The 20,952-nt window shown below is 76.4% G+C and carries 7 protein-coding genes (1 of these 7 running past the window's edge); 6 read left to right on the top strand and 1 reads right to left on the bottom strand.

The genetic code is table 11. The features are described 5' to 3' along the window. The 6 genes in view from BAW75_RS23975 to BAW75_RS23950 are tightly spaced (each overlapping or abutting the next) and all read left to right on the top strand, a layout consistent with a single transcriptional unit that may run on beyond the window. A protein-coding gene (locus tag BAW75_RS23975; protein ID WP_104114997.1) for a non-ribosomal peptide synthetase crosses the window boundary here: on the top strand, positions 1–1,634 show its 3' portion. 730 nt of this gene lie to the left of the window's left edge; the window shows 1,634 of its 2,364 coding nt (coding positions 731–2,364); its start codon lies off the left edge, out of view; its stop codon occupies positions 1,632–1,634. After that, entirely contained in the window at positions 1,631–3,283 is a 1,653-nt protein-coding gene (locus BAW75_RS23970; RefSeq protein ID WP_104114996.1) for a beta-ketoacyl synthase N-terminal-like domain-containing protein, read from the top strand. The genes BAW75_RS23975 and BAW75_RS23970 overlap by 4 nt, the downstream gene beginning before the upstream one ends. Then, on the top strand, positions 3,280–6,789 hold the full coding sequence (locus tag BAW75_RS23965; protein WP_104114995.1) for a non-ribosomal peptide synthetase: 3,510 nt from the start codon (positions 3,280–3,282) through the stop codon (positions 6,787–6,789). The genes BAW75_RS23970 and BAW75_RS23965 overlap by 4 nt, the downstream gene beginning before the upstream one ends. Further along, the gene (locus BAW75_RS23960) at positions 6,786–9,101 is read left to right on the top strand and encodes a lantibiotic dehydratase (protein WP_104114994.1); all 2,316 of its coding nucleotides are present in this window, start codon (positions 6,786–6,788) and stop codon (positions 9,099–9,101) included. Before BAW75_RS23965 ends, BAW75_RS23960 begins: the two co-directional genes overlap by 4 nt. Beyond that, positions 9,098–13,447 (top strand): type I polyketide synthase, encoded by a 4,350-nt coding sequence (locus BAW75_RS23955; RefSeq protein WP_104114993.1) that lies wholly within the window; start codon positions 9,098–9,100, stop codon positions 13,445–13,447. The genes BAW75_RS23960 and BAW75_RS23955 overlap by 4 nt, the downstream gene beginning before the upstream one ends. Further along, positions 13,444–18,762, top strand: coding sequence for a non-ribosomal peptide synthetase/MFS transporter (locus BAW75_RS23950; protein ID WP_104114992.1), 5,319 nt, complete (start codon positions 13,444–13,446; stop codon positions 18,760–18,762). Before BAW75_RS23955 ends, BAW75_RS23950 begins: the two co-directional genes overlap by 4 nt. Here BAW75_RS23950 and BAW75_RS23945 read toward each other — a convergent pair. Further along, entirely contained in the window at positions 18,730–20,952 is a 2,223-nt protein-coding gene (locus BAW75_RS23945; protein ID WP_244206243.1) for a lantibiotic dehydratase, read from the bottom strand. The genes BAW75_RS23950 and BAW75_RS23945 overlap by 33 nt on opposite strands.

The raw sequence follows: 20,952 nt of genomic DNA, 5'->3' as shown, positions 1-20,952 counted from the left end.
CCCGGCTGGCCGCGATGCTGCGCGACGCAGGCGTCCGGGCGATCGTCGCGGACCTCGGCCACGAAGAGCGCGCCGCCACGCTCGCTGCCGCCGCCGGGCTGGAGCTGCCGGTCGTGTCGTTGCGCGGGGGCGACGCCGGCGTGCCGGTCCGGGCCGGGCCCGCGCGCCCGGACGACCCGGCGTACGTGCTCTACACCTCGGGGTCCACCGGGAAGCCGAAGGGCGTGGTGCAGAGCCACCGCAACGTGCTGTTCGGCGTCCGCAACCACGTGCGCAACTTCGCCGTCCGGCCGGACGACCGCACGAGCGTGCTCACCTCGTTCGGCTACGACATGGCGGTCACCGACACGTTCGGCGCGCTGCTGTCCGGCGCTGCCGCCGTCCCGGTCGACGTCCGCACGCACGGCCTCGGCCACCTCACCGGTGCGCTCGCCGGCCGGGGCGTCACCGTCTACCACTCCACCCCGACCGTCTTCCGGTACGTGATGGCGAGCCTCGGCGAGCACGGGCGGCTGCCGTCGGTCCGTGCTGTCGTCCTCGGCGGCGAGGAGGTCACCCGGCACGACGTGACGCTGGCCCGGCGGTCGTTCGCGCCGGGCGTGGTGTTCGTCAACGGGTACGGCACCACCGAGATCAGCTTCGCCGCGCAGCACCACCTGCCGCCGGACGCCGACCCGGGGCGGGCAGTCGTGCCGATCGGGCACCCGCTGGCGGGCGTCGAGGTGGTGCTCACCGACCCGGCCGGACGCCCCGCCTGCCTCACCGGGGAGGTGGTCGTGCGGACCCCGCACGTCGCGCTCGGCTACCTGGGCCTGCCGGAGCTGACCGCGGACCGGTTCACCGAGCACGACGGGGTGCGCGCGTACCGGACCGGTGACATCGCGCGGCGGCTGCCCGACGGCACGCTCGTCTACCTGGGCCGCGGCGACCGGATGGTGAAGATCCGCGGCTACCGGGTGGAGCTGGGCGAGATCGAGGCGTGCCTGGCGGCGCTGCCCGGCGTGGCCCACGCGGCGGTGGTGGCGCGACGCGGTGCGTCCGGCGCGGGCGAGCAGGAGATCGTCGCGTACGTGGTCGGCGCCGCCGGTACGGTCGTCGAGCCGGGAGCGCTGCGGGAACGGCTGGCCGGTGTGCTGCCGGACTTCATGGTGCCCCGGGCGGTGGTGGCGGTGCCGGAGCTGCCGATCGGCCCGACCGGCAAGCTCGACCAGGCCGCCCTGCCCGACCCGGACGCCGGCTGCCCGGCCGCCGGAGGGCCGCACGCGGGGCAGCCGGCCGCCGGCCGCCCGGATGCCGGGGGACCGCCGGCCGGGCCGGTCGAGCAGACCATCGCGGCGGGCTGGTGCACGGTGCTCGGACTGACCACTGTGGGCCGCCTGGTGAACTTCTTCGAGGCGGGCGGGCACTCGCTCCAGCTCGCCCTGGTGCAGGGGTACCTGGAGGAACACCTCGGCCGCCGGGTGCCGCTGGCCCGGCTGGTGGAGTTCCCGACGGTGGCGGCGCTGGCCGCGTACCTGGAGACGGCCGGGGACGCCGCGGGCGTACCGGAGGACGGCCGGCTGACCGCGGTCGGACGCCGGATGGCCCGCCGTGCCGCCGCGCGGGCCGCCGGCGGCGGGGAGGGACGGGCGTGAGCGAGGACGACCGGATCGCGGTGGTGGGCCTGGCCTGCCGGGTGCCCGGCGCGGACGACGCACCGGCGCTGTGGCGCAACCTGCTGTCCGGGGTGGACTCGGTGCGCCGGGTCCCGGCCGGGGCGGGCGCGCCGGGCGGACCGGACTGGGTGTCGGCGTTCGGCCGGCTCGACGATCTGGAGGGCTTCGACGCGGACCTGTTCGGCTATCCCGCTGCGGCGGCGGCGCTGCTCGACCCGCAGCACCGGCTGTTCCTGGAGGTCGCCTGGCACGCCTTGGAGGACGCCGCGATCGACCCGGACCGCGACCCGGCCCAGATCGGCGTGTTCGCCGGATGCGCGCCCAGCCGCTACCTGCACCACCACCTGCTCGGCAACCCCGCGCTGGCCCCGGCGGCCGGCACGCTCGCCGAGGACTGGGACGACGCGCTGACCGGCTCCGGCTGCGACTATCTGCCGACGCGCACCGCGTTCGCGCTGGGGCTGTCCGGCCCGGCCGTGGCGGTCCAGACCGCCTGCTCGACCTCGCTCGTCGCGGTGTGCCAGGCCGGGCAGAGCCTGCTGGACTACCGCTGCGACGTGGCGATAGCGGGCGGCGCGGCGGTGGTCTCGACGCGGCAGGCCGGTTACCGGCTGCGGCCGGGCGGGCTGCTGGCCACCGACGGGGTGTGCCGCCCGTACGACGCCGCCGCCACCGGGCAGGTGTTCGGCAACGGCGCCGGGGCGGTGGTGCTGAAGCGGCTCGCCGACGCCCGCGCCGACGGCGACCACGTGTACGCCGTGCTCGCCGGGTGGGCGGTGAACAACGACGGCGCCGACCGGCCCGGCTTCACCGTGCCGGGCGTGTCCGGGCAGGCGGCGGTGATGGCGGAGGCGCTGGCGTCGGTCGGCTGGGACGCGGTCGACGTCGGTTACCTGGAGGGGCACGGCACCGGCACCCCGGTGGGCGACGCGATCGAGGTGGACGCGCTGGCCCGGGTACGCCGGGGCGCCCGCGCTCCGTTGCTGCTCGGCTCGGTGAAGGGCAACCTCGGCAACCTGGACGCCGCGGCGGGCGTGATTTCCCTGATCAAGGCCGTGTACGCGGTCCGCACCGGGCAGGTGCCGGGTACCGCGCACTTCACCGCCGCGCACGGCGACGTCGACCTGGCCGCAGCGGGTGCCGAAGTCGGCGCGGAGACCCGGTCGTGGACGGGGGAGCGGCGCGCGGGCGTCAGCTCGTTCGGTCTCGGCGGCACCAATGCGCACGTGCTGGTCGAGCCGGCGCCCGCGACGGACGCGCCGGACGCCGGGGCACCCGGCCCGGTGGTGCTGGGACTGTCCGCGGGCAGCCCGGCGGCGCTGCGGGAACTGGCCCGGCGGCTGGTCCTCCGGCTGGCCGACGGCGACCTGGCGGTGGCCGACGTGGCGCACACGCTCGCGGTGGGACGGCGGCGGCTGGCGTACCGGGACGCGGTCGCCTGCGCCGACGCGGGGGAGGCGGTGCGCCGGCTGACCGCGCTCGCGGCGGGCGACCCGGCCTCCGACGACGACGCCGCAGTCCGCGCCTGGCGCGCCGGTGACGAGCCGGCCGTCCCGCCGGGCCGGCGGGTGCCGCTGCCCGGCTACCCGTTCCGGCGGACCCGGCACTGGATCGAGGCACGACGATGACCGTCCGCGACGATCAGCGCGACCAGCAGATCGGTCCCGAGCTGCCCTACCCGCAGGTGTGCCTGCCCGACCTGGTCGCGGCGCACGCCCGGCGGCGTCCCGGCGCCCCGGCCGTGGTGCAGGGCGACCTGACGCTCAGCTACGCCGACCTGGTCGGCCGGGCCGCCGCGCTGGCCGCGTCGCTGCGCGCCCACGGCATCGGCGCGGACGACCTCGTCGGCGTCTGCGTGGACCGTCGCCCGGACCTGGTGGTCGCGCTGCTCGGCGTGCAGGCGGCCGGCGCCGGGTACGTCCCGCTCGACCCGGCGCTGCCGCGCGGACGGTTGCGCGAGCTGGCCGCCGAGGCCCGGCTGCGCGTCGTCGTGGGTACGCCCGCCGCCGAGGCGTTCACCGGACGCACCGTGCTGGACGTCCCCACCGGCACCGCGCCCTGGCAGCCGACCCCGGCGACGCTCGGCACCACCGCGTACGCGATGTTCACGTCCGGGTCGACCGGGCAGCCGAAGGGCGCGGTGATCGAGCACCGGGCGCTGACCGAGAAGGTCACCTCGATCGCGGAGTTCTCCGGGTTCGACACGGCGACCCGGTGCCTGGCGTTCGCCTCGATCGGGTTCGACGCGTCGGTGGTCGACATGCTCGCCCCGCTCGCCGCCGGGGGCACCGTCGTGCTCGCCGGTGACGCCGAGCGGGCCGACCCGACCCGGCTCTACCGGATCTGTGCCGAGCAGGCGGTCGACGTGGTGGTGCTGCCGCCGCCGATCCTGCCGCTGCTGGACCCGGTCCGGCTGCCCGGCGTGCGGCTGGTCGTCACCGGCGGCGAGGCCACCGGCCCGGAACAGGTCGGCCGCTGGACCGCCGGCGGGCGCCGCTTCATCAGCGTGTACGGCCCGACCGAGGCGACGGTGCTGGTGACCTGGTTCGAGGGCAGCGGCGACTGGACCCGGCCCATCCCGATCGGCCGGCCCGCCGCCAACCACCGCATCCACCTGGTCGACGACGAGCTGCGCGAGGTCGGCCCGGGGGAGATCGGCGAGGTGCTCGCCGGTGGGCCCGGGCTCGGCCGCGGATACCTCTTCGACGCCGCCCGCACGGCGGAACGGTTCCTCCCGGACCCGTTCTCCGGAAAGCCCGGGGAGCGGCTCTACCGCACCGGTGACCTGGCCCGGTGGCTGCCGGACGGGAGCCTGGAGTTCCTCGGCCGGGCCGACCGGCAGGTGAAGATCCGCGGGCAGCGGATCGAACTGGGCGAGGTCGAGGCGGTGCTGCGCCGCCACCCGGACGTCGACCTGGCCAGCGTCCAGGTCCGCGCCGGCGCCGGCGGTCAGGAACTCGTCGCGTACGTGGCGACCGGCCTGGACACCGCCGAGCTGCGTGACTACTGCGCCCGGCTGCTGCCGCCCGCCGCCGTACCGGCCCGGATGCACACCATGCCCGCGCTGCCGATCACCATCAACGGCAAGATCGACACCGAGCGGCTGGCCGCGCTCGACGTCGCCGGACCGGCCCCCGTGCCGTCCGGCGAGCCGCCCGCCACCGACACCGAACGCCTCGTCGCGCAGGCGTGGGCGGCGCTGCTGGACGTGCCCGCGGTCGGCCGCGACGACGACTTCTTCCACCAGGGCGGGCACTCCATCACCGCGATGCGGCTGGTCGCCGACCTGCGCGAGCGGCTGGGCCGCGACCTCGCCATCGAGGACGTGCTGGTCGGGCGGACGCCACGCGGCATCGCCGCCCGCGCCGACGCAGCCGCCGGAACCGGCCCGGCCCCGGTCGTCCGGGGACGGCCACCGGCGCTGTCCCCGGCGCAGCAGCGGCTGTGGTTCCTCGACCGCTACTTCCCGGCCGCCGCGTCGGCGTACAACGTCGCGTTCGCCGAACGGATCACCGGCCCGCTCGACGTGGCGGCGCTCGCCACGGCGCTCACCGCCGTCGCGGACCGCCAGCAGGTCCTGCGCTGGCGCATCCCGGAGCGCGACGGCGTGCCGTACGCGGTCGCCGACCCGTCCACACCGGTGCCGCTGCCGGTACGCGACCTCGCCCCGGGCACCGACCTCGCCGGCCACCTCGCGGCGAACGCCGCCACACCGTTCGCGCTGGGCACCGACACGCTGTGGCGGGCCGAGCTGATCCGCACCGGCGACGGCGAGCACGTGCTGGCCGTCTACGCCCACCACGCCGTGTTCGACGGCTGGTCGCAGTCGCTGTTCTACGCCGACCTGGCCGCCGCGTACCGGGCCGCGCTCGGGGACGGGCCGCCGCTGCCGCTGCTGCCCGCCACGTACGGCGACTACGTGGCCTGGCGCGCCGACCGTGCCCGGCGTCGCGCCGCCGCCGACCTCGACTGGTGGCTGGACCACCTGACCGGGGCGCCGGTCGTGCTGCGGCTCCCCGGTGGACGGGACCGGCCGGCCGAACAGACGTACACCAGCGCGACGGTGCGTACCCGGCTGGACCGGGCCGCCACTGCCGCGCTCACCGACCTCGCCGCCGGGCTCGGCGCGACGCCGGCGGCCGCCGTGCTCGCCGCGTTCGCGCTGGTGCTGGCCCGGCGTACCGGCCTGCCCGACCTGGTGGTCGGCACACCCACCGTGGACCGGCGGGCCGCCGACTTCGAGCCGATGGTCGGCTTCTTCATCGAGATCGCGCCGCTGCGGCTGCGCCGGACGCCCGGGGCCGGCTTCGCCGCGCACGTCCGCGCCGCCTGGGAGGAACTGCTCGCCGCGCTCGCCCACCCGGAGGCGCCTGTCGAACGCATCGTCGGCGGCCTCGGGCTGGGCGGCCTGCTCGACCGCAGCCCGCTGGTGCAGGTGCTGTTCAACATGTACACGTTCGACGAGCCCCGGCTGGACCTGGCCGGCCTGTCCGCCGAGCCGGTGCCGGTGCCCGCACCCGGCTCACCGTTCGACCTGACGCTCTACGGCATCACCCGGGACGGGCGGCTGCGCGTGGAGATCGTCTTCAACCCGGACGTCTACGGCGAGGCCCTGATCACCGACGTGCTCGCCGACGTCGAGCGGTTGCTGCGGGCCGGCGTCGCCGACCCGGAGCGGCCGGTGGCCGAGCTGCCCGCCTGGACCGCCATCCCGGCCGGAACGGCCGACGACGTGCCCCGGGCCGCCCGGGTGAACCGGGCCGGAGGCCGCGCCGGGGTGCCCGCCGCCCGCCCGGCCACCGCCACCGAGCGGCGGATCGCCTCGGTCTGGTGCGACGTGCTCGGCGTACCGGAGGTGGCCGCGACGGACAGCTTCTTCGACGTCGGCGGCGGCTCGCTCGCGGTCGCGGTCGTGCAACGGCAGCTCAACCGGCTGCTCGGCACGAATTTGCGGGTCGTGGACCTGTTCCACCACCCGACCGTCCGCGCGCTCGCCGCGCACCTGGACAGCCTCGGTGCGCCCTCGTCCGGCGAGGACGCCGAGGACGAGGCGGTGGAACGCGCGGCGCGCCGGGGCGCGCTACGCCGCCAGCGGGTCCAGCGCCGCCCGGTGGTGGAGGAGGAGCCACGGTGACGTACCTGGTCCCCCTCGGCGACACCGGCTGGTCGGTGTGGCGGGACGTGCTGCTGCGCAGCGCCGGGTTCCCCGCCGACGGACTGGACCGGTTCGCCGCGCCGGACTGCGCCGACGCGGCCGACCGGCATCTGTCCGGCGAGTTGGACGAGACGGCTTTCAGCGCCGCGTACGCCACCGCCGTCCGGGCGTCGTCGGCGGCGCTGTGCGGGATTGCCGCCGACCCGCTGTTCCGCGAGGCCGTCGCCTGGCAGAACCCGGAGGCGCTGGTGGCGCTGGACGGGCTGCTCCGCGACGGCCCGGACGCGCCCCGCAACGTGCGCCGCCGGGGCCGGGAGAACGTCGTCGCCGGGTACTGGCAGCGCTACGTCGCCAAGTGCGAGACCATCGGCTTCTTCGGGCCGGTGTGCTGGGGCACCGTGGCACCTGGTGCGCCCGGCGTCACCGCCGTGCCCGGCCCCGGACTGCTCCGCCGCCGCGCCGTCCACCTCGAACACTGGGCGCTCGCCGCGTACGCGGACCGGCTGGCCGCCGACCCGCAGGTCCGGCAGTGGCTGGCCCCGGTCCGGGCGCCGCACGTGCACCTGGCGGGCCGGGTCGTGCACCGGCCGGCCCAGCGCCCGGAACCGGTGTCGCTGAGCGAGTCGATCGCGCTGTGCCGGTGCGACGGCACCCGCCCGGCCCGGGACGTCGTCGACGACCTGGTGCGCGACGGGCAGACCGGCGTGCGCCGCGCCGCAGAGGGGTTCCTGCTGCTCGCGCAGCTCGTCGAGCGAGGGCTGCTGCGCTGGGACTTCGACCTGCCGCAGGGCTTCGCCGCGCAGGAGCACCTGCGGGAGCGGATCGCCGCGATCGGTGACCGGGAGTGCCGCGCGCGGGCGCTGGCCGGGCTGGACCGGCTGGCCGCCGCCCGCACCCGGGTCGCCGACGCCGCCGGTGACCCGGCCGCCCTCACCGCCGCGCTGTCCGCGCTGGACGCCGAGTTCACCGCGCTCACCGGGTTGCCGCCGCGCCGCCGGGCCGGGCAGAACTACGCCGGGCGGGCGCTGTGCCACGAGGAGACCGCACGCGACGTGGACCTCACCGTCGGCGGCGGCCTGCTCGACTCCCTGGCCCCGGCGCTGGACCTGCCGCTGCGGGCGGCGCGCTGGCTCACCGCCGAACTGGCCACGGCGTACGGCGACGCGCTGCGCGACCTGTACGACGACCTCGGCGGCGACGGGCCGGTCCGGCTCGGTGACCTGTGGTTCGTCGCGCAGGGGCCGCTGTTCGGGCCCGGTGACCGGCCGGTGGACCGGGTCGCGGCAGAGTTCGCCGCCCGCTGGGAGCGGGTGCTCGGACTGGCCGGACTGCCCGCCGGGACGTCCCGGGTGGAGTTCGGCGCGGCCGAGCTGGCGCCCCTGGTGGACGACGCGTTCCCGGCCGGCCGTCCCGGCTGGAGCGCGGGCCGGGTGCACAGCCCCGACCTGCAACTGTTCGCCGAGTCACCCGAGGCACTGGCCGCCGGCGAGTTCGGGGCGGTGCTCGGCGAGCTGCACGCCGCGTACGCCACGTTCAACGCCGAGCTGTTCACCCACTGCCACCCCGACGTGGACCGGCTGCGGCGCGCGTACGCGGCCGACCTGGGCCCGGGACGGCTGCGCCCGCTCTACCCGGTCGACTTCCCCCGCGTCGGCGGGCGGTTGTCCGCGTCCCTGCACGGGCCGGACGACCACCGGCTCGCGTTCGCCGACGCGCCCGGCGCGCCGCGCGACCGGCTCGTGCCGGCGAACGCGGCGATCGTGTCCGAGGTGGACGGCGTGCTGGCGGTGACCGGCCCGGACGGCACGCGCTGGCCGCTGGTCGAGGTGTTCTCCGACCTGATCGCGGTGCACGCCGGTGACGCGTTCAAGCTGATGACCGACCGCCCGCACAGCCCCCGGGTGACAGTCGACCGGCTGGTGCTGGCGCGGGAGACCTGGCGCACCACGGTCGGGGCGACCGGCCTGGCCGACGCCGTCGACCAGGCGCGGCGCTACCTCGCGGTACGCCGGTGGCGGACCGCGCTGGGCCTGCCGGAGCGGGTCTTCGTCCGGGTGGCCACCGAACTCAAGCCCACCTACGTGGACCTGACCAGCCCGCTCTACGCCAACCGGCTCTGCCTGCTGCTGCGCGCCGCCCGGCGGTCCGGCGGCGACGACGTGACGGTGACCGTGTCGGAGCTGCTGCCCGCGCTCGGGCAGGCGTGGCTGCCCGACCGCGCGGGCCGCCGCTACGTCAGCGAACTGCGCCTGCACATCAGCGATTCGGCCGAGCCGGAGGTCATGGCGTGAACGAGACAGTGGAGCCGATCGCGATCGTCGGGCTCAGCCTGCGCGTGCCGGGGGCGGCGTCGGCGGAGGAGTTCTGGCGCAACCTGGTCGTCGGCGCCGAGTCGCTCACCCGGTTCACCCGCGCGGAGCTGCTGGCCCGGGGCGTCCCGGCGGAGCAGCTCGACGACCCGGCGTACGTGCCGGTGGCCGCCGTGCTCGACGGCGTGGACCGGTTCGACGCGGAGCTGTTCGGGCTGAGCCCCCGCGACGCGGAGCTGACCGACCCGCAGCAGCGGCTGTTCCTGGAGCACGCGCACGCGGCGCTCACCGACGCGGGCTGCGACCCGGCCCGCTACGACGGCGAGATCGGCGTGTACGCGGGCGGCAACGCCGACCTGTACCAGTGGCTCAACGTCCGGCGGAACCCGCGGGCGCTCGCGGACGCCGGTGAGCTGCGCGTGTCGCTCGGCAACAAGCCGGACTACCTGGCCAGCACCGTCGCGTTCCGGCTCGGCCTGCGCGGCCCGGCGATGACGGTGCAGACCGCCTGCTCGTCGTCGCTCGTCGCGGTGCACCTGGCCGCCGAGGCGCTGCGCAGCGGCGAGTGCGACACGGCGCTGGCCGGCGGCGTGTGCGTGGAACTGCCGCACGGCGTCGGGTACGTCGCCGACGAGGGCTACACCTCCGCCGACGGGCACTGCCGCCCGTTCGACGCGGACGCCGACGGCACCGTCTACGGCAGCGGCGTCGGCGTGGTCGTGCTCAAGCGGCTCTCCGACGCGCTCGCCGACGGCGACGACATCCGGGCGCTGGTCATCGGCAACGCGGTGAACAACGACGGCTCGGCCAAGGCGAGCTTCACCGCGCCGAGCGTCACCGGTCAGGTGGAGGTGGTCACGCAGGCGCTCGCGGTGGCCGGCGTCGCCCCGCGTTCGGTCGGGTACGTCGAGGCGCACGGCACCGGCACCGTCCTCGGCGACTCGATCGAGCTGGCGGCGCTGAGCACGGCGTACGGGCGGCGCACCGCCGAGCGCGGCTGGTGCGGGGTCGGCTCCACGAAGGCCAACATCGGTCACCTCAGCGCGGCCGGCGGCGTGATCGGCCTGATCAAGACCGTGCTGTCGATGCGGCACCGGCTCATCCCGCCCACCGTCAACCACGACCGGCCGCACCCGGACATCGACATCGAGGCGAGCCCGTTCTACGTGGTGTCCACGCTGACCAAGTGGGAGCCCGAGGACCAGCGACCGCTGCGGGCCGGCGTCAGCTCGCTCGGCCTCGGCGGCACCAACGCGCACCTGGTGCTCCAGGAGGCGCCGCCGCGCGTACCCCCGGAGCCGGATCACGGCGGCGGCGAGCTGCTCCAGGTGTCCGCCGCGACCCCCGACGCGCTGGCCGCCGCGTGTGCCCGGCTGGCCGAGCGGCTCACCGGCGCGCCCGATGTGGGGCTGCGCGACGTGGCCCACACGTTGCGGGAGGGCCGGCCGGCGTACCGGCACCGGGCCGCCGTCGTCGCTGTCGACCGGGCCCGGGCGGCGGCGGCGCTCACCGACCCGAAACGCCGGGCCGCCGGGGACGCCGCGACGCCGCCCCGGGTGGGCCTGCTCCTGCCCGGGCAGGGCGCGCAGCACCCCGGCATGGGCGCGCACCTGGCCGCTACCGAGCCGGTGTTCGCCGCCGCCGTGGACGAGTGCGCCGCGATCCTCGGCTGGGACGCGGGCGAGATGATCTTCGACGCCGGACCGGGCGCGGACGAGCGGCTGGCCGGACCGGCGGTGGCGCAGCCCGCGCTGTTCGCCGTCGAGTACGCGCTCGCGGCGCTGTGGCGGCACTGGGGCGTCACGCCCGCCGCGATGATCGGCCACTCCGTCGGCGAACTGGTCGCCGCCACGGTGGCCGGGGTGTTCGACCTGCCGGACGCGCTGCGGCTCGCCGCCGCCCGGGGCCGCCTCGTGCAGGCCGCGCCGGAGGGCCGGATGCTCGCCGTGCAGCGCGGCGCCGACGAGATCGCGCCGCTGCTGCCCGACGGTGTGGCGGTGGCGATCAGCAACGGCCCGCACACCTGCGTGGTGGGCGGCGCGCCGGAACCGGTCGCCGCCGCCGAGGTCCTCCTGCGCGAACGCGGCATCGGCTGCACGCCGCTGCGGTCGCCGTACGCGATGCACGTGCCGCTGCTGACGGCGGTGCGCGACGAGTTCGCGGCGCTCGTGGCGGCGGTGCCGCGCCGGGCGCCGGACCTGCCGGTGTTCTCGGCCGCGACCGCCGCGCCGTTCACCGACGAGCAGATCACCGACCCGGCGTACTGGGCCGACCAGCTCTGCCGGCCGGTGCGGTTCGGCGCCACGGTGGCCGCGCTCGCCGCGACCGGCGCCGCCGACGACTGGCTGCTGCTGGAGTGCGGCCCCGGCCGGCAGCTCGCCGGTCTGGCCCGGCTGAGCCTGCCGGCGGGAGCCCGGGCGCCGCTGCGCACGCTGCCCGCGCCGGGAGAGCGGCTGACCGGCAGGCAGACCGCGTACGAGGCGGCGGGCCGGCTGTGGACGGCCGGGGTGCCGGTGCGACTGCCCGCCTCCGGCACGCCGCGCCGGGTGCCGCTGCCCGGCTACCCGTACCAGCGCGCCCGGCACTGGATCGACCCGGAGCCGGTGGCCGCGCCCGCCGGACCGGCCACCGACGAGCGGTACGACGACGGCGTGGTCGAGGTGCCGGTCTGGGGTCAACTGCCCGACGCCGCGCCCGTCGAGGCGCCCGGCCCGCTGCTGCTGTTCGCCGCAGGGGAGCGCGGCACGGCGCTCGCGGACCGGCTGCGCGAGCGCGGCGTGGACGTCACGGTGGTACGTCCCGGAGCGGCCTTCGCGGTCCGCCCGGACGGCTACCGGCTGCGCCCGGCCAGCGTCGCCGACCACCAGCGCCTGCTCGACGAGTGCGCCGACGACGGCCGGGCCGCCCGGATCGTGCACGCGTGGGCGCTCGACGGCGACCCGGCCGGCCCGGACGCCGACGCCGTGGCGGCGGCCCAGGAACACGGGTACCTCGCGCTGCTGACGCTGCTGGAGGCGTTGCCTGCCGCCGACGTGGCGCTGGACGTGGTGACCGCCGGGACGGCCGACGTGACCGGATCCGACCTGCTGCGCCCGGAACATGCCACAGTCGCCGGGGTGGTGCGCTCGGTGCCGCTGGAACGTCAGGGACTGCGTTGCCACTGGGTCGACGCCGACCCGGCCGACCCGGGCGCGGACGCGCTGGCGGACGAACTGCTCGGCGCCGAGCGGGCCGAGGCGGTCGCGCTGCGGCTGGGCGGGCGCCGCTGGACACGCGGGTTCACGGCCGCGCCGGCGCGCCGGCGTACCGGGCCGGCACTGCGCGACGGCGGGCGCTACCTGATCACCGGCGGACTGGGCCGGATCGGCGGGGCGTTCGCCGCCGAACTGGCCCGCCGGGGCGCGCGGCTGGTGCTGGTCGGCCGGACCGCCCGGCCGGACCTGGTCGAGGCGCTGGAACGGGCCGGGGCGCAGGTCCGCCACGTGCGCGCCGACGTGACAGACGTGGCCGCGCTGCGGGCGGTACGCGCCGACATCGAGGACGACCTCGGCGGACTCGACGGCATCGTGCACGCCGCGCGGCTGCCCGACACCGGACTGTCCACCGGGTCGCGGCCGGCCGAGGCGACAGCCGAACTGCTGCCGAAGGTCACCGGCGCGCTGGCGCTGCGCGCGGTCTTCGGCGACATGCCGCTCGACTTCGTGCTGCTCAGCTCCTCGGTGACCGCGCTCGCCGGTGGCCTGGGCCGCGCCGACGACACGGCCGCCAACGCGTTCCTCGACGCGTACGCGCGCAGCCCGCACGGCTGGCGGTCGCCGGTGCTGTCGGTGGCCTGGGGCGCGTGGCGGGAGGAGGGCGTACCCGACCACGACGGGCTGGCCCCGGACGCGGCGGTGCGCGCGGCGTGCCGGGTCCTCGCCGAGGGACGGACCGGCTCGGTGGCGATCGGCGCCTACACGGTGGGGGCGGTCGCCGGGCACGAGCGGCGGCTCGCCGCGACCACGGCGGCCACCGCCTCGACGGTGACCGCCGCCGACGGCGACCTGCAGGACACCGTCGCCCGGATCTGGCGTGACGTGCTGGGCGTGGCCGAGGTCGGCCCGCACGACGACTTCTTCCGGCTCGGCGGCACCTCGCTCGTGGCCGCGCAGCTGGTGCTGCGGATCCGGCAGGCGGTGGGCGCCCGGCTGTCCATGCGGGTGCTGTTCGACGCGCCCACCGTCGCGGCGATGGCCGCCCGGATCGAGTCGCTGCGCGCCGCCCCGTCCGCCTCCGCATCTGCCGAGGCGCCCATCCCGCGTCTGCGCCGACCGGGACGGCCGGGATGACCGAGTCGCGCCACGACGTCACGCCGGTGGACGACGTCTACACCGTTCCCGCCTCGTACGCCCAGGAGCGGGTCTGGTTCACCGCCCAGCTCAGCCCCGGGCAGCCGCTGTTCACCATGACCGACGCGGTCACCCTGCCGGCGGGCGCCGGGCCGGAGCAGGCGCTCGCCGCGCTGCGGACGGTCACCGACCGGCACGAGGCCATGCGCACCACGCTGCGCCTGCACGACGGGCGGCTCTACCAGGACATCCACCCCACGGTCCCGGTGGAGCTGCCGGTCACCGACCTTTCCGCGCTGCCCGAGCCGGAGCGGGACGCCGCCCGCGCCCGGATCGTCGCCGAGTACGCAGGTCTCGACCTGCCGATGGACGCCGCCCCGCTGTGGCGGGGCCGGCTGCTGCGGCTCGACCCGGACACCTGGTGGCTGCTGTTCGCCGGGCACCACGTCGTCCTCGACGGCACCTCCCTGCTCCACCTGCGCGCCGAGCTGACCGAGCTGTGCGCCGCCGCCGTCGCCGGCCGCGCGCCGGACCTGCCCGAGCTGCCGATCCAGTACGCCGACTACGCGGCCTGGGAACGCGACCGCCTCGACGGCCCCCGCTGGGACGAGCTGCGCGACCACTGGCGGGAGACACTGACCGGCCTGCCCGCAGTGCACGCGCTGACCACCGACCGGCCGCGCCCGGCGACGCTCACGTTCGACGGTGCCGACGTCCGCCGCACGCTGCCCGGGCCCGTGACGGCGGCGCTGCCGGAGCTGTCCCAGCAGGCCGCCGCGACCCCGTTCATGGTGCAGCTGGCCGCCTACGTGGCGCTGCTGCACCGGCTGTCCGGGAGCGACGACGTGGTGGTCGGCATGCCGGTGGCCGGCCGGGACCGGGCCGAGCTGGAACCGCTGCTCGGCATGTTCATGAACATGCTGGTGCTGCGCGTCGACGTGTCTGGCGATCCACCGTTCCTGACCCTCGTCCGCCGGGTCCGCCGGGTCGTGCTCGACGCCTGGGACCACCAGGACATGCCGTTCCAGAAGCTCGTCGAGGAGCTGGCGGTACGGCGCGACCCGGGTGTGCCGCCGCTCTACCAGCTCACGTTCCACCACCTGCCCACCGGCCGGGGCGAGGCGTTCGGCGGCGCCATGGACGACCTGTCGCTGGAGATCGCCGGGGACGAACTGCGGCTGGAATACCGCACCGCGCTGTTCGAGCGTGCCGCGATGGAGGCGTTCGCGGACCGCTACCTGCTGCTGTTCGCCGCCGCCGTGGCGGCGCCCCGGACCCGGGTGAGCGCGCTGCCGGTCATGCCGGACACCGAGCACGCGGCGGTCGTGACCGGCTGGAACGCCACCGCCGCCCCGGTGCGCCGGACCACGCTGGCGGAGCTGTTCGACGCCCAGGCCCGGCGCACGCCGGACGCGGTCGCGCTGGTCGACGGCGACACCCGGATGACGTACGCGCAGCTGTCCGACGCCGCCGAACAGGTGGCGCGACGGCTGGTCGCGCACGGCGTGGGACCGGAGTCGGTGGTCGCCATCCACGAGCCCCGCTCCCGCCGCCTGATCGCCGGGCTGCTCGGCATCCACCGGGCCGGCGCGGCGTACCTGCCGCTGGACCCGGACCACCCGCCGCAGCGGCTGGCCTTCATGCTCGCCGACGCCGGCGCCGGGGTGCTGCTGGCCGACGAGCTGCCGGACGGGCTGACCGTCCCGGGCACTGTGCTGCCGCTGACCGCGCCGGACCGGCCGCTTACCGCCGCCGGCACCGCCGCCGGGCCGGGGAACGCGGCGTACGTGATCTACACGTCGGGCTCCACCGGGCGGCCGAAGGGCGTGGTCAACGAGCACGCCGCGATCGTCAACCGGCTGGACTGGATGCAGGACGCCTTCGCGCTCGGACCGGACGACGCGGTGCTGCACAAGACGCCGATCGGATTCGACGTGTCGGTGTGGGAGGTGTTCTGGCCGCTGCTCGTGGGCGCGCGGCTGGTGCTCGCCGCGCCGGGCGGGCACCGCGACCCGGCGTACCTGCGGGAGCTGATCGAACGGGAGCGGGTCACCACCGTCCACTTCGTGCCGTCGATGCTCGACGCGTTCCTGTCCACGGCCGCCCCGGCCGGCCCGGCCCGCTGCGGGTCGCTGCGGCGGATCGTGTGCAGCGGCGAGGAACTGCCCGCCGACCTGGCCCGCCGCGCGGTGGCCGCGATCCCGTCGGCGGCGCTGCACAACCTGTACGGACCGACCGAGGCGGCGATCGACGTCACCGCCTGGGCGGCCACCCCCGACGCGCTGGCCGGCGTGACCCGGGTGCCGATCGGCGGGCCGATCCGCAACGTGCGGACCTACGTGCTCGACGAGGCGATGCGCCCGGTGCCGGTCGGCGTGGCCGGGCAGCTGCACCTCGGCGGCGTGCAGGTGGCCCGCGGCTACCTGAACCGCCCCGGACTCACCGCCGCCGCGTTCGTCCCCGACCCGTTCGGCGAGCCCGGCGGCCGGCTGTACGCCACCGGCGACCTGGCCCGCTGGCGTACCGACGGGACGCTGGAGTTCCTCGGCCGCATCGACGACCAGGTGAAACTGCGGGGCCTGCGGATCGAGCTGGGGGAGATCGCCGCGGTGCTGCGCGAACAGCCCGGCGTCGGCTCCGCGGCCGTCGTCGTGCGCGGCGCCACGCCCGCCGAGCAGCGTCTCGTGGCGTACCTGACGGGCGAGGCCCCGGACCCGGTGGAGCTGCGGGCGGCGCTGAAACGGCGGCTGCCCGAGTACATGGTGCCGTCGGCGTTCGTGACGCTCGACGCGCTGCCGCTGTCCGCCAACGGCAAACTCGACACCGCCGCGCTGCCCGCACCCTCGTCCGGCGTCGCCCCCGCGCAGCGCCGTCCCCCGGTGACCCCGGTCGAGCAGACGGTGGCCGCCACCTGGCGCGACGTGCTCGGCGTGCCCGAGGTCGGCCTGGACGACGACTTCTTCGAGCTGGGCGGTCACTCGCTGCTGGCGATCCGGATGCTGGCGCTGCTGCGCGAGGCGTACGGGCAGGTCGACGTCGGCGTGATGGACGTGTTTGCGCACCCGACGGTGCAGGGGCTGGCCGCGCTGATCGACGCCCCGGCGGACGGGGAGCGGCAGCGCCCGCTGCTGTACGAGCTGACCCGGCCGGTCCCGGCGGACCAGCGGGTGCGCTCGTACGTGTGCGTGCCCTACGGCGGCGGGCTCGCCAGCATCTACCAGCCGCTCGCGGACGCGCTGCCGGCCGGGCACACGCTGTTCTCCGTGGCGATCCCCGGCCACGACGTCGGTGTCCGTGACACCGAGCTGCCCTTCGACGAGCTGGTCGAGCGGTGTGTGGCCGAGATCCAGGAGCGGGTGGACGGCCCGCTGGTCCTGTACGGCCACTGCGTCGGCGGCGCGCTGTTGACCGGCATCGCCCGGCGGCTGCACGAGCGTGGACGTCCCATCGAGGCGATCTACGCCGGGGGCGTGTTCCCGACCGCCCGCCCGGACAACATGCTCGGCCGGCTCGTCGACTGGGCCGACTCCCGGGGCGCGGACCGGCGGTACGAGACGTTCCTGCGCTCGATCGGCGCGGAACTGGCCGACCTGGACCCGGCGCAGGTCGACCGGTTCGTGCACCACGTACGGCGGGAGGCCGCCGAGGCGCAGGAGCGGTTCACCGAGTGGCTGGACGGCGAACCGGTCCGGGTGCCCGCACCGGTGATCTCCGTCGTCGGCACCCACGACGTGCTCACCGAGTACTACGAGGAGCGGTACCGCGAGTGGAGTTTCCTCGGCGAGTCCACAGCGCTCGTGGTGCTGGACGAGGCCGGGCACTACTTCGTCAAGCAGCGGGCCGAGGCGCTCGCCGAGGTGCTCACCCGCACCCATCCCCGGCTCGCCGAGCCGTCCGCCGCGCCGTCCGCCGCGCCACGACAGCTCGCCGGTGACGGCTGGGCACTGGCGGCCACCAGCGCCGATCCGGTCACCGCCGAGACCGGCGTGCAACCGGGCGTACGCCGGTTCCTGGCGATCACCGCCAGCCAGCTCATCTCGTCGACCGGCTCGGCGCTGACCCAGTGGGCGGTGCCGGTCTGGGTCTACCTGGAGACCGGGTCGATGCTGTGGTTCGGCCTGTCCGGGGTGATCGCGTACCTACCGGCGCTGCTGACGCTGCCGGTCGCCGGCGCGGTCGCGGACCGGTTCGACAGGCGCCGGGTGCTGCTGGCCGCGTGCGCGACGGCGGTGACAGCGGAGGCGCTGCTGGCGCTGCTGCTCTGGACCGACCGGCTGGGGCTGGCGGCCGTCTACACGCTCGTGTGCGTGCTCGGCGCGGCGTCGGTGTTCCAACGCATCACCTACCTGGCCGCGATCCCACAGGTGGTGCCGAAGCGCTATCTGGGGCACGCCAACGGCATCGCGCAGCTCGCGGTCGGGCTCAGCTCGCTCGCGGTGCCGCTGCTGGCTGCGGGTCTGCTGGCCGCGATCGGCCTGGCCGGCGTCCTGGTGATCGACATCGTCAGCTACATGGTGGCGATCGGTGTGCTGGCCGCCGTGCGGTTCCCCGACCTGCTCGGCCGGCGGCGCAAGGAGCCGTTCCTGGCGGAGCTGATCGGCGGCGCGCGGATGACGTGGGCCGAGCCGGGCTTCCGGGCCATGCTGGGCTTCTTCTCGCTCTACAACCTGTGCCTGGCGAGCCTGCTGCTGGTGCCGCCGATGGTGCTCGCGTTCGGCACGATGGGCCAGGTCGGCACCGTGGCGTTCGCCGAGGCGCTCGGCGCCGTCCTCGGCGGACTCGCCATCGCGGTGTGGGGCGGCCCGACCCGGCGCCGGATGCCCGCGTTGATCGCCATCGCGTTCGGCGTGGCGGTCAGCCTGGTGCTCAGCGGCGTCCGGCCGAGCCTGCTGCTGGTGGCGCTCGGCAGCTTCGGCGTGGGGCTGGGCCTGGGCCTGCACAACGGCATCTACCTGTCGATCATCCAGGTGAAGGTGCCGCAGCGGTTCCACGGCCGGGTGCTGGCGATCATCCAGACGCTGACCTGGGCGACGCTGCCGCTGGGCTTCGCCGTGCTGGTGCCGCTGAGCGGGTCGCTGCTGGAACCGATGTTCGCCCCCGGCGGCGCGCTGGCCGGCAGCGTCGGCGCGCTGATCGGCACCGGCCCCGGCCGGGGACTCGGGTTCGCGTTCGTGGTGTCCGGGCTGGCCCTGGCCGTGGTGGCGTTCGGCGCCTACGGCGTACGCCGGCTGCGCCGGTTCGACACCGAGACCCCCGACGCGCCGGCGGACGCCACCGAGTGGCTACCGCACCTGCGCCGGGTCGACGATCTGTAGCCGCAGTTCCGAGGCGTACGCCCGGCCGGCCCCGTCGGTCAGCCAGGCGTCGTCCGGGCCGGGCAGCAGCTCGGTGACGGTGAGCCCGACGCCGTCGCCGCCCTTGGCGTGCGCGCCGCGCAGCAGCGTGCACAGCAGCCGGGTGTAGACGCCGCTGGTCAGGTCCACATAGCTGGGTTTGAGTTCGGTGTCGACCCGCACGAAGATCCGCTCGGGCAGGCCGAGCGCGAGCCGCCAGCGCCGTACCGCGAGGTAGCGTTCCCGCTCGCCCTTGACCGTGTGCAGGCCGGTCTCGCCCACAGTGGTGCGCCACGTCTCGCGGACCAGCACCAGGTCGTCGACGGTGACGCGCGGCGTGCGCCCGGCGTGGCCGGCCAGCTTCCACGTGTCGAACACCTGGTAGTCGAACAGCGGCGCGAACACCTCCAGCAGCGGCCACCGCCGCCCGTCGTCGGCGTGCGCGGAAAGAGTGCCGTCGTCGTCCGGCCGCACGGTCAGGGTCGTGATCGGCACGAGGCGGTCCGTGTCGGCGCCGGGCGCGTCGACGAACCCGAGCTGGGCGTCGGCGGGCCCGTGCAGCCACTCCGCGATCCGGGCGGTGTGCCGGGGCCAGTCCACCGGCGGCAGCAGCCGGACCCGGCCGCCGGGCAGGTCGGCGCGCATCCCGTCGCGCAGCCGCTGCGGGTCCGGGTGCCCGTACGCGAAGAAGTGCGTGTCGAACGCGGCCAGCGCCACGTGCAGCTCGCCGAGCACGACTGTGAAGTCGCCGCGCAGCAGCGCCGCCTCGTCCGGCGCGCACACGTGCACGTCCGGGCTGTGGATGCGGGCGGCGGCCCAGCCGGGCGCGTCGGCGGGGAACGCGGCGGCGACCCGCTCGGTCAGCGCGGCGGCGTCGAACCGCAGCTCCCGGGCGTCGGTGTCGGCGTCGGCCAGGCCGAGCACCGTCGACCACCGGGCCAGGAACTCGGCGGTGACGGCGGCGGCGGGCGGGTCCGCCCCGAACACCACCGCCTGCGCCAGGAACCACAGGTCGGCCACCGGCACGTCCGCGGTGGCCGACTCCGCCGCCAGGTCGCGGTACAGGGCGGCCAGCGCGTCGGCGTACGCCTGCCCGATCGCCGCGGTCAGCCACCGCGCCGACAGCAGCAGCGGTTCCAGCGGCGCGAGCCGTGCCAGCAGCGCGTCACCGAAGCGGACGTCCAGGTCGCGGACCGTCTCCAGGTGGCACAGCGTGCGCCCGGCGTACACCTCGCCGGGCGGCTGCCGCGCGTCCCGGCCGGTCAGTTCCACGAACCGCCGGTCCAGCCCGGACATCGCCGCGGCCAGCGCGTCCGGGCCGTCGGCGGCGGCCACCGCGTCGCGCAGGTCGCTCACCGTCGCGAGGTCGCCGAGCACCCGCTCGCGGACCGTGTCGTCGCCGATCGCGGCGAGCTGCTCGCGCAACGCGTCCTCGGCGGTGAGGTCGACCGGCAGGTCGAAGCCGATCCGCAGCACGCCGCGCCCGGCCAGGTCGTCGAGCTGCGCGTGCACGTCAGCGGCCCGGCGGAAGCCGCTCGCCGGGTCCGCGAGCAGCGCGGCGACCAGGTCGGCCACGCGGGGTCCGCGCCGCGCCAGCGTGAGCAGCACGGCGGTCGCCGCCGGGAGCGTCTGCGGTGGATGGTGCGGGCGCCGCAGCACCCGGTCGCGCAGGCTCAGGTGCGGGGCCAGCCGCACCGGCAGCCAGTCCCGCACGCCTGGTACGCGGGCGAAGGCCTCCGCGAGCGCGTCCAGGCCCCACCGCTCCAGGAACACCTTCCGGGTACGCGTCAACGCCGCGCCGGGACGCACCGTCGCGATCGGACCGCTGCCGCCCAGCTCGGTCCAGCAGATCGGGCCGAAGAAGCCCACCGTGTCGTTCTTCAGGCAGTACCGCTGCCAGTACTTCGCGACGACCTCCTCCCGGTGCCGCCGGCGCAGGTTGCGCGGGGCGTGCGGGCCGTCGCGCCGGATCGCGTCGACGGCGAGCAGGACCGCAGGGTTCTGCCAGGTCAGCGCCGTACGGAAGGCGTCGTCGCAGGCGATGCCGTAGACCGCCTGCCCGAGGTCGGCCGCGGCGGCGTCGAACGCCGCAGCGAACTCCGCGGCGTCGTCGTCCCCGCGCAGGTGCCGGTCGGCCGCCTCCGCGAGCGCCGGAGCGGCGAACCGGCTCAT

The organism is Micromonospora chalcea (assembly GCF_002926165.1).
Lineage (GTDB): Bacteria > Actinomycetota > Actinomycetes > Mycobacteriales > Micromonosporaceae > Micromonospora > Micromonospora chalcea.
This window is presented reverse-complemented; position numbering and strand designations above follow the sequence as displayed.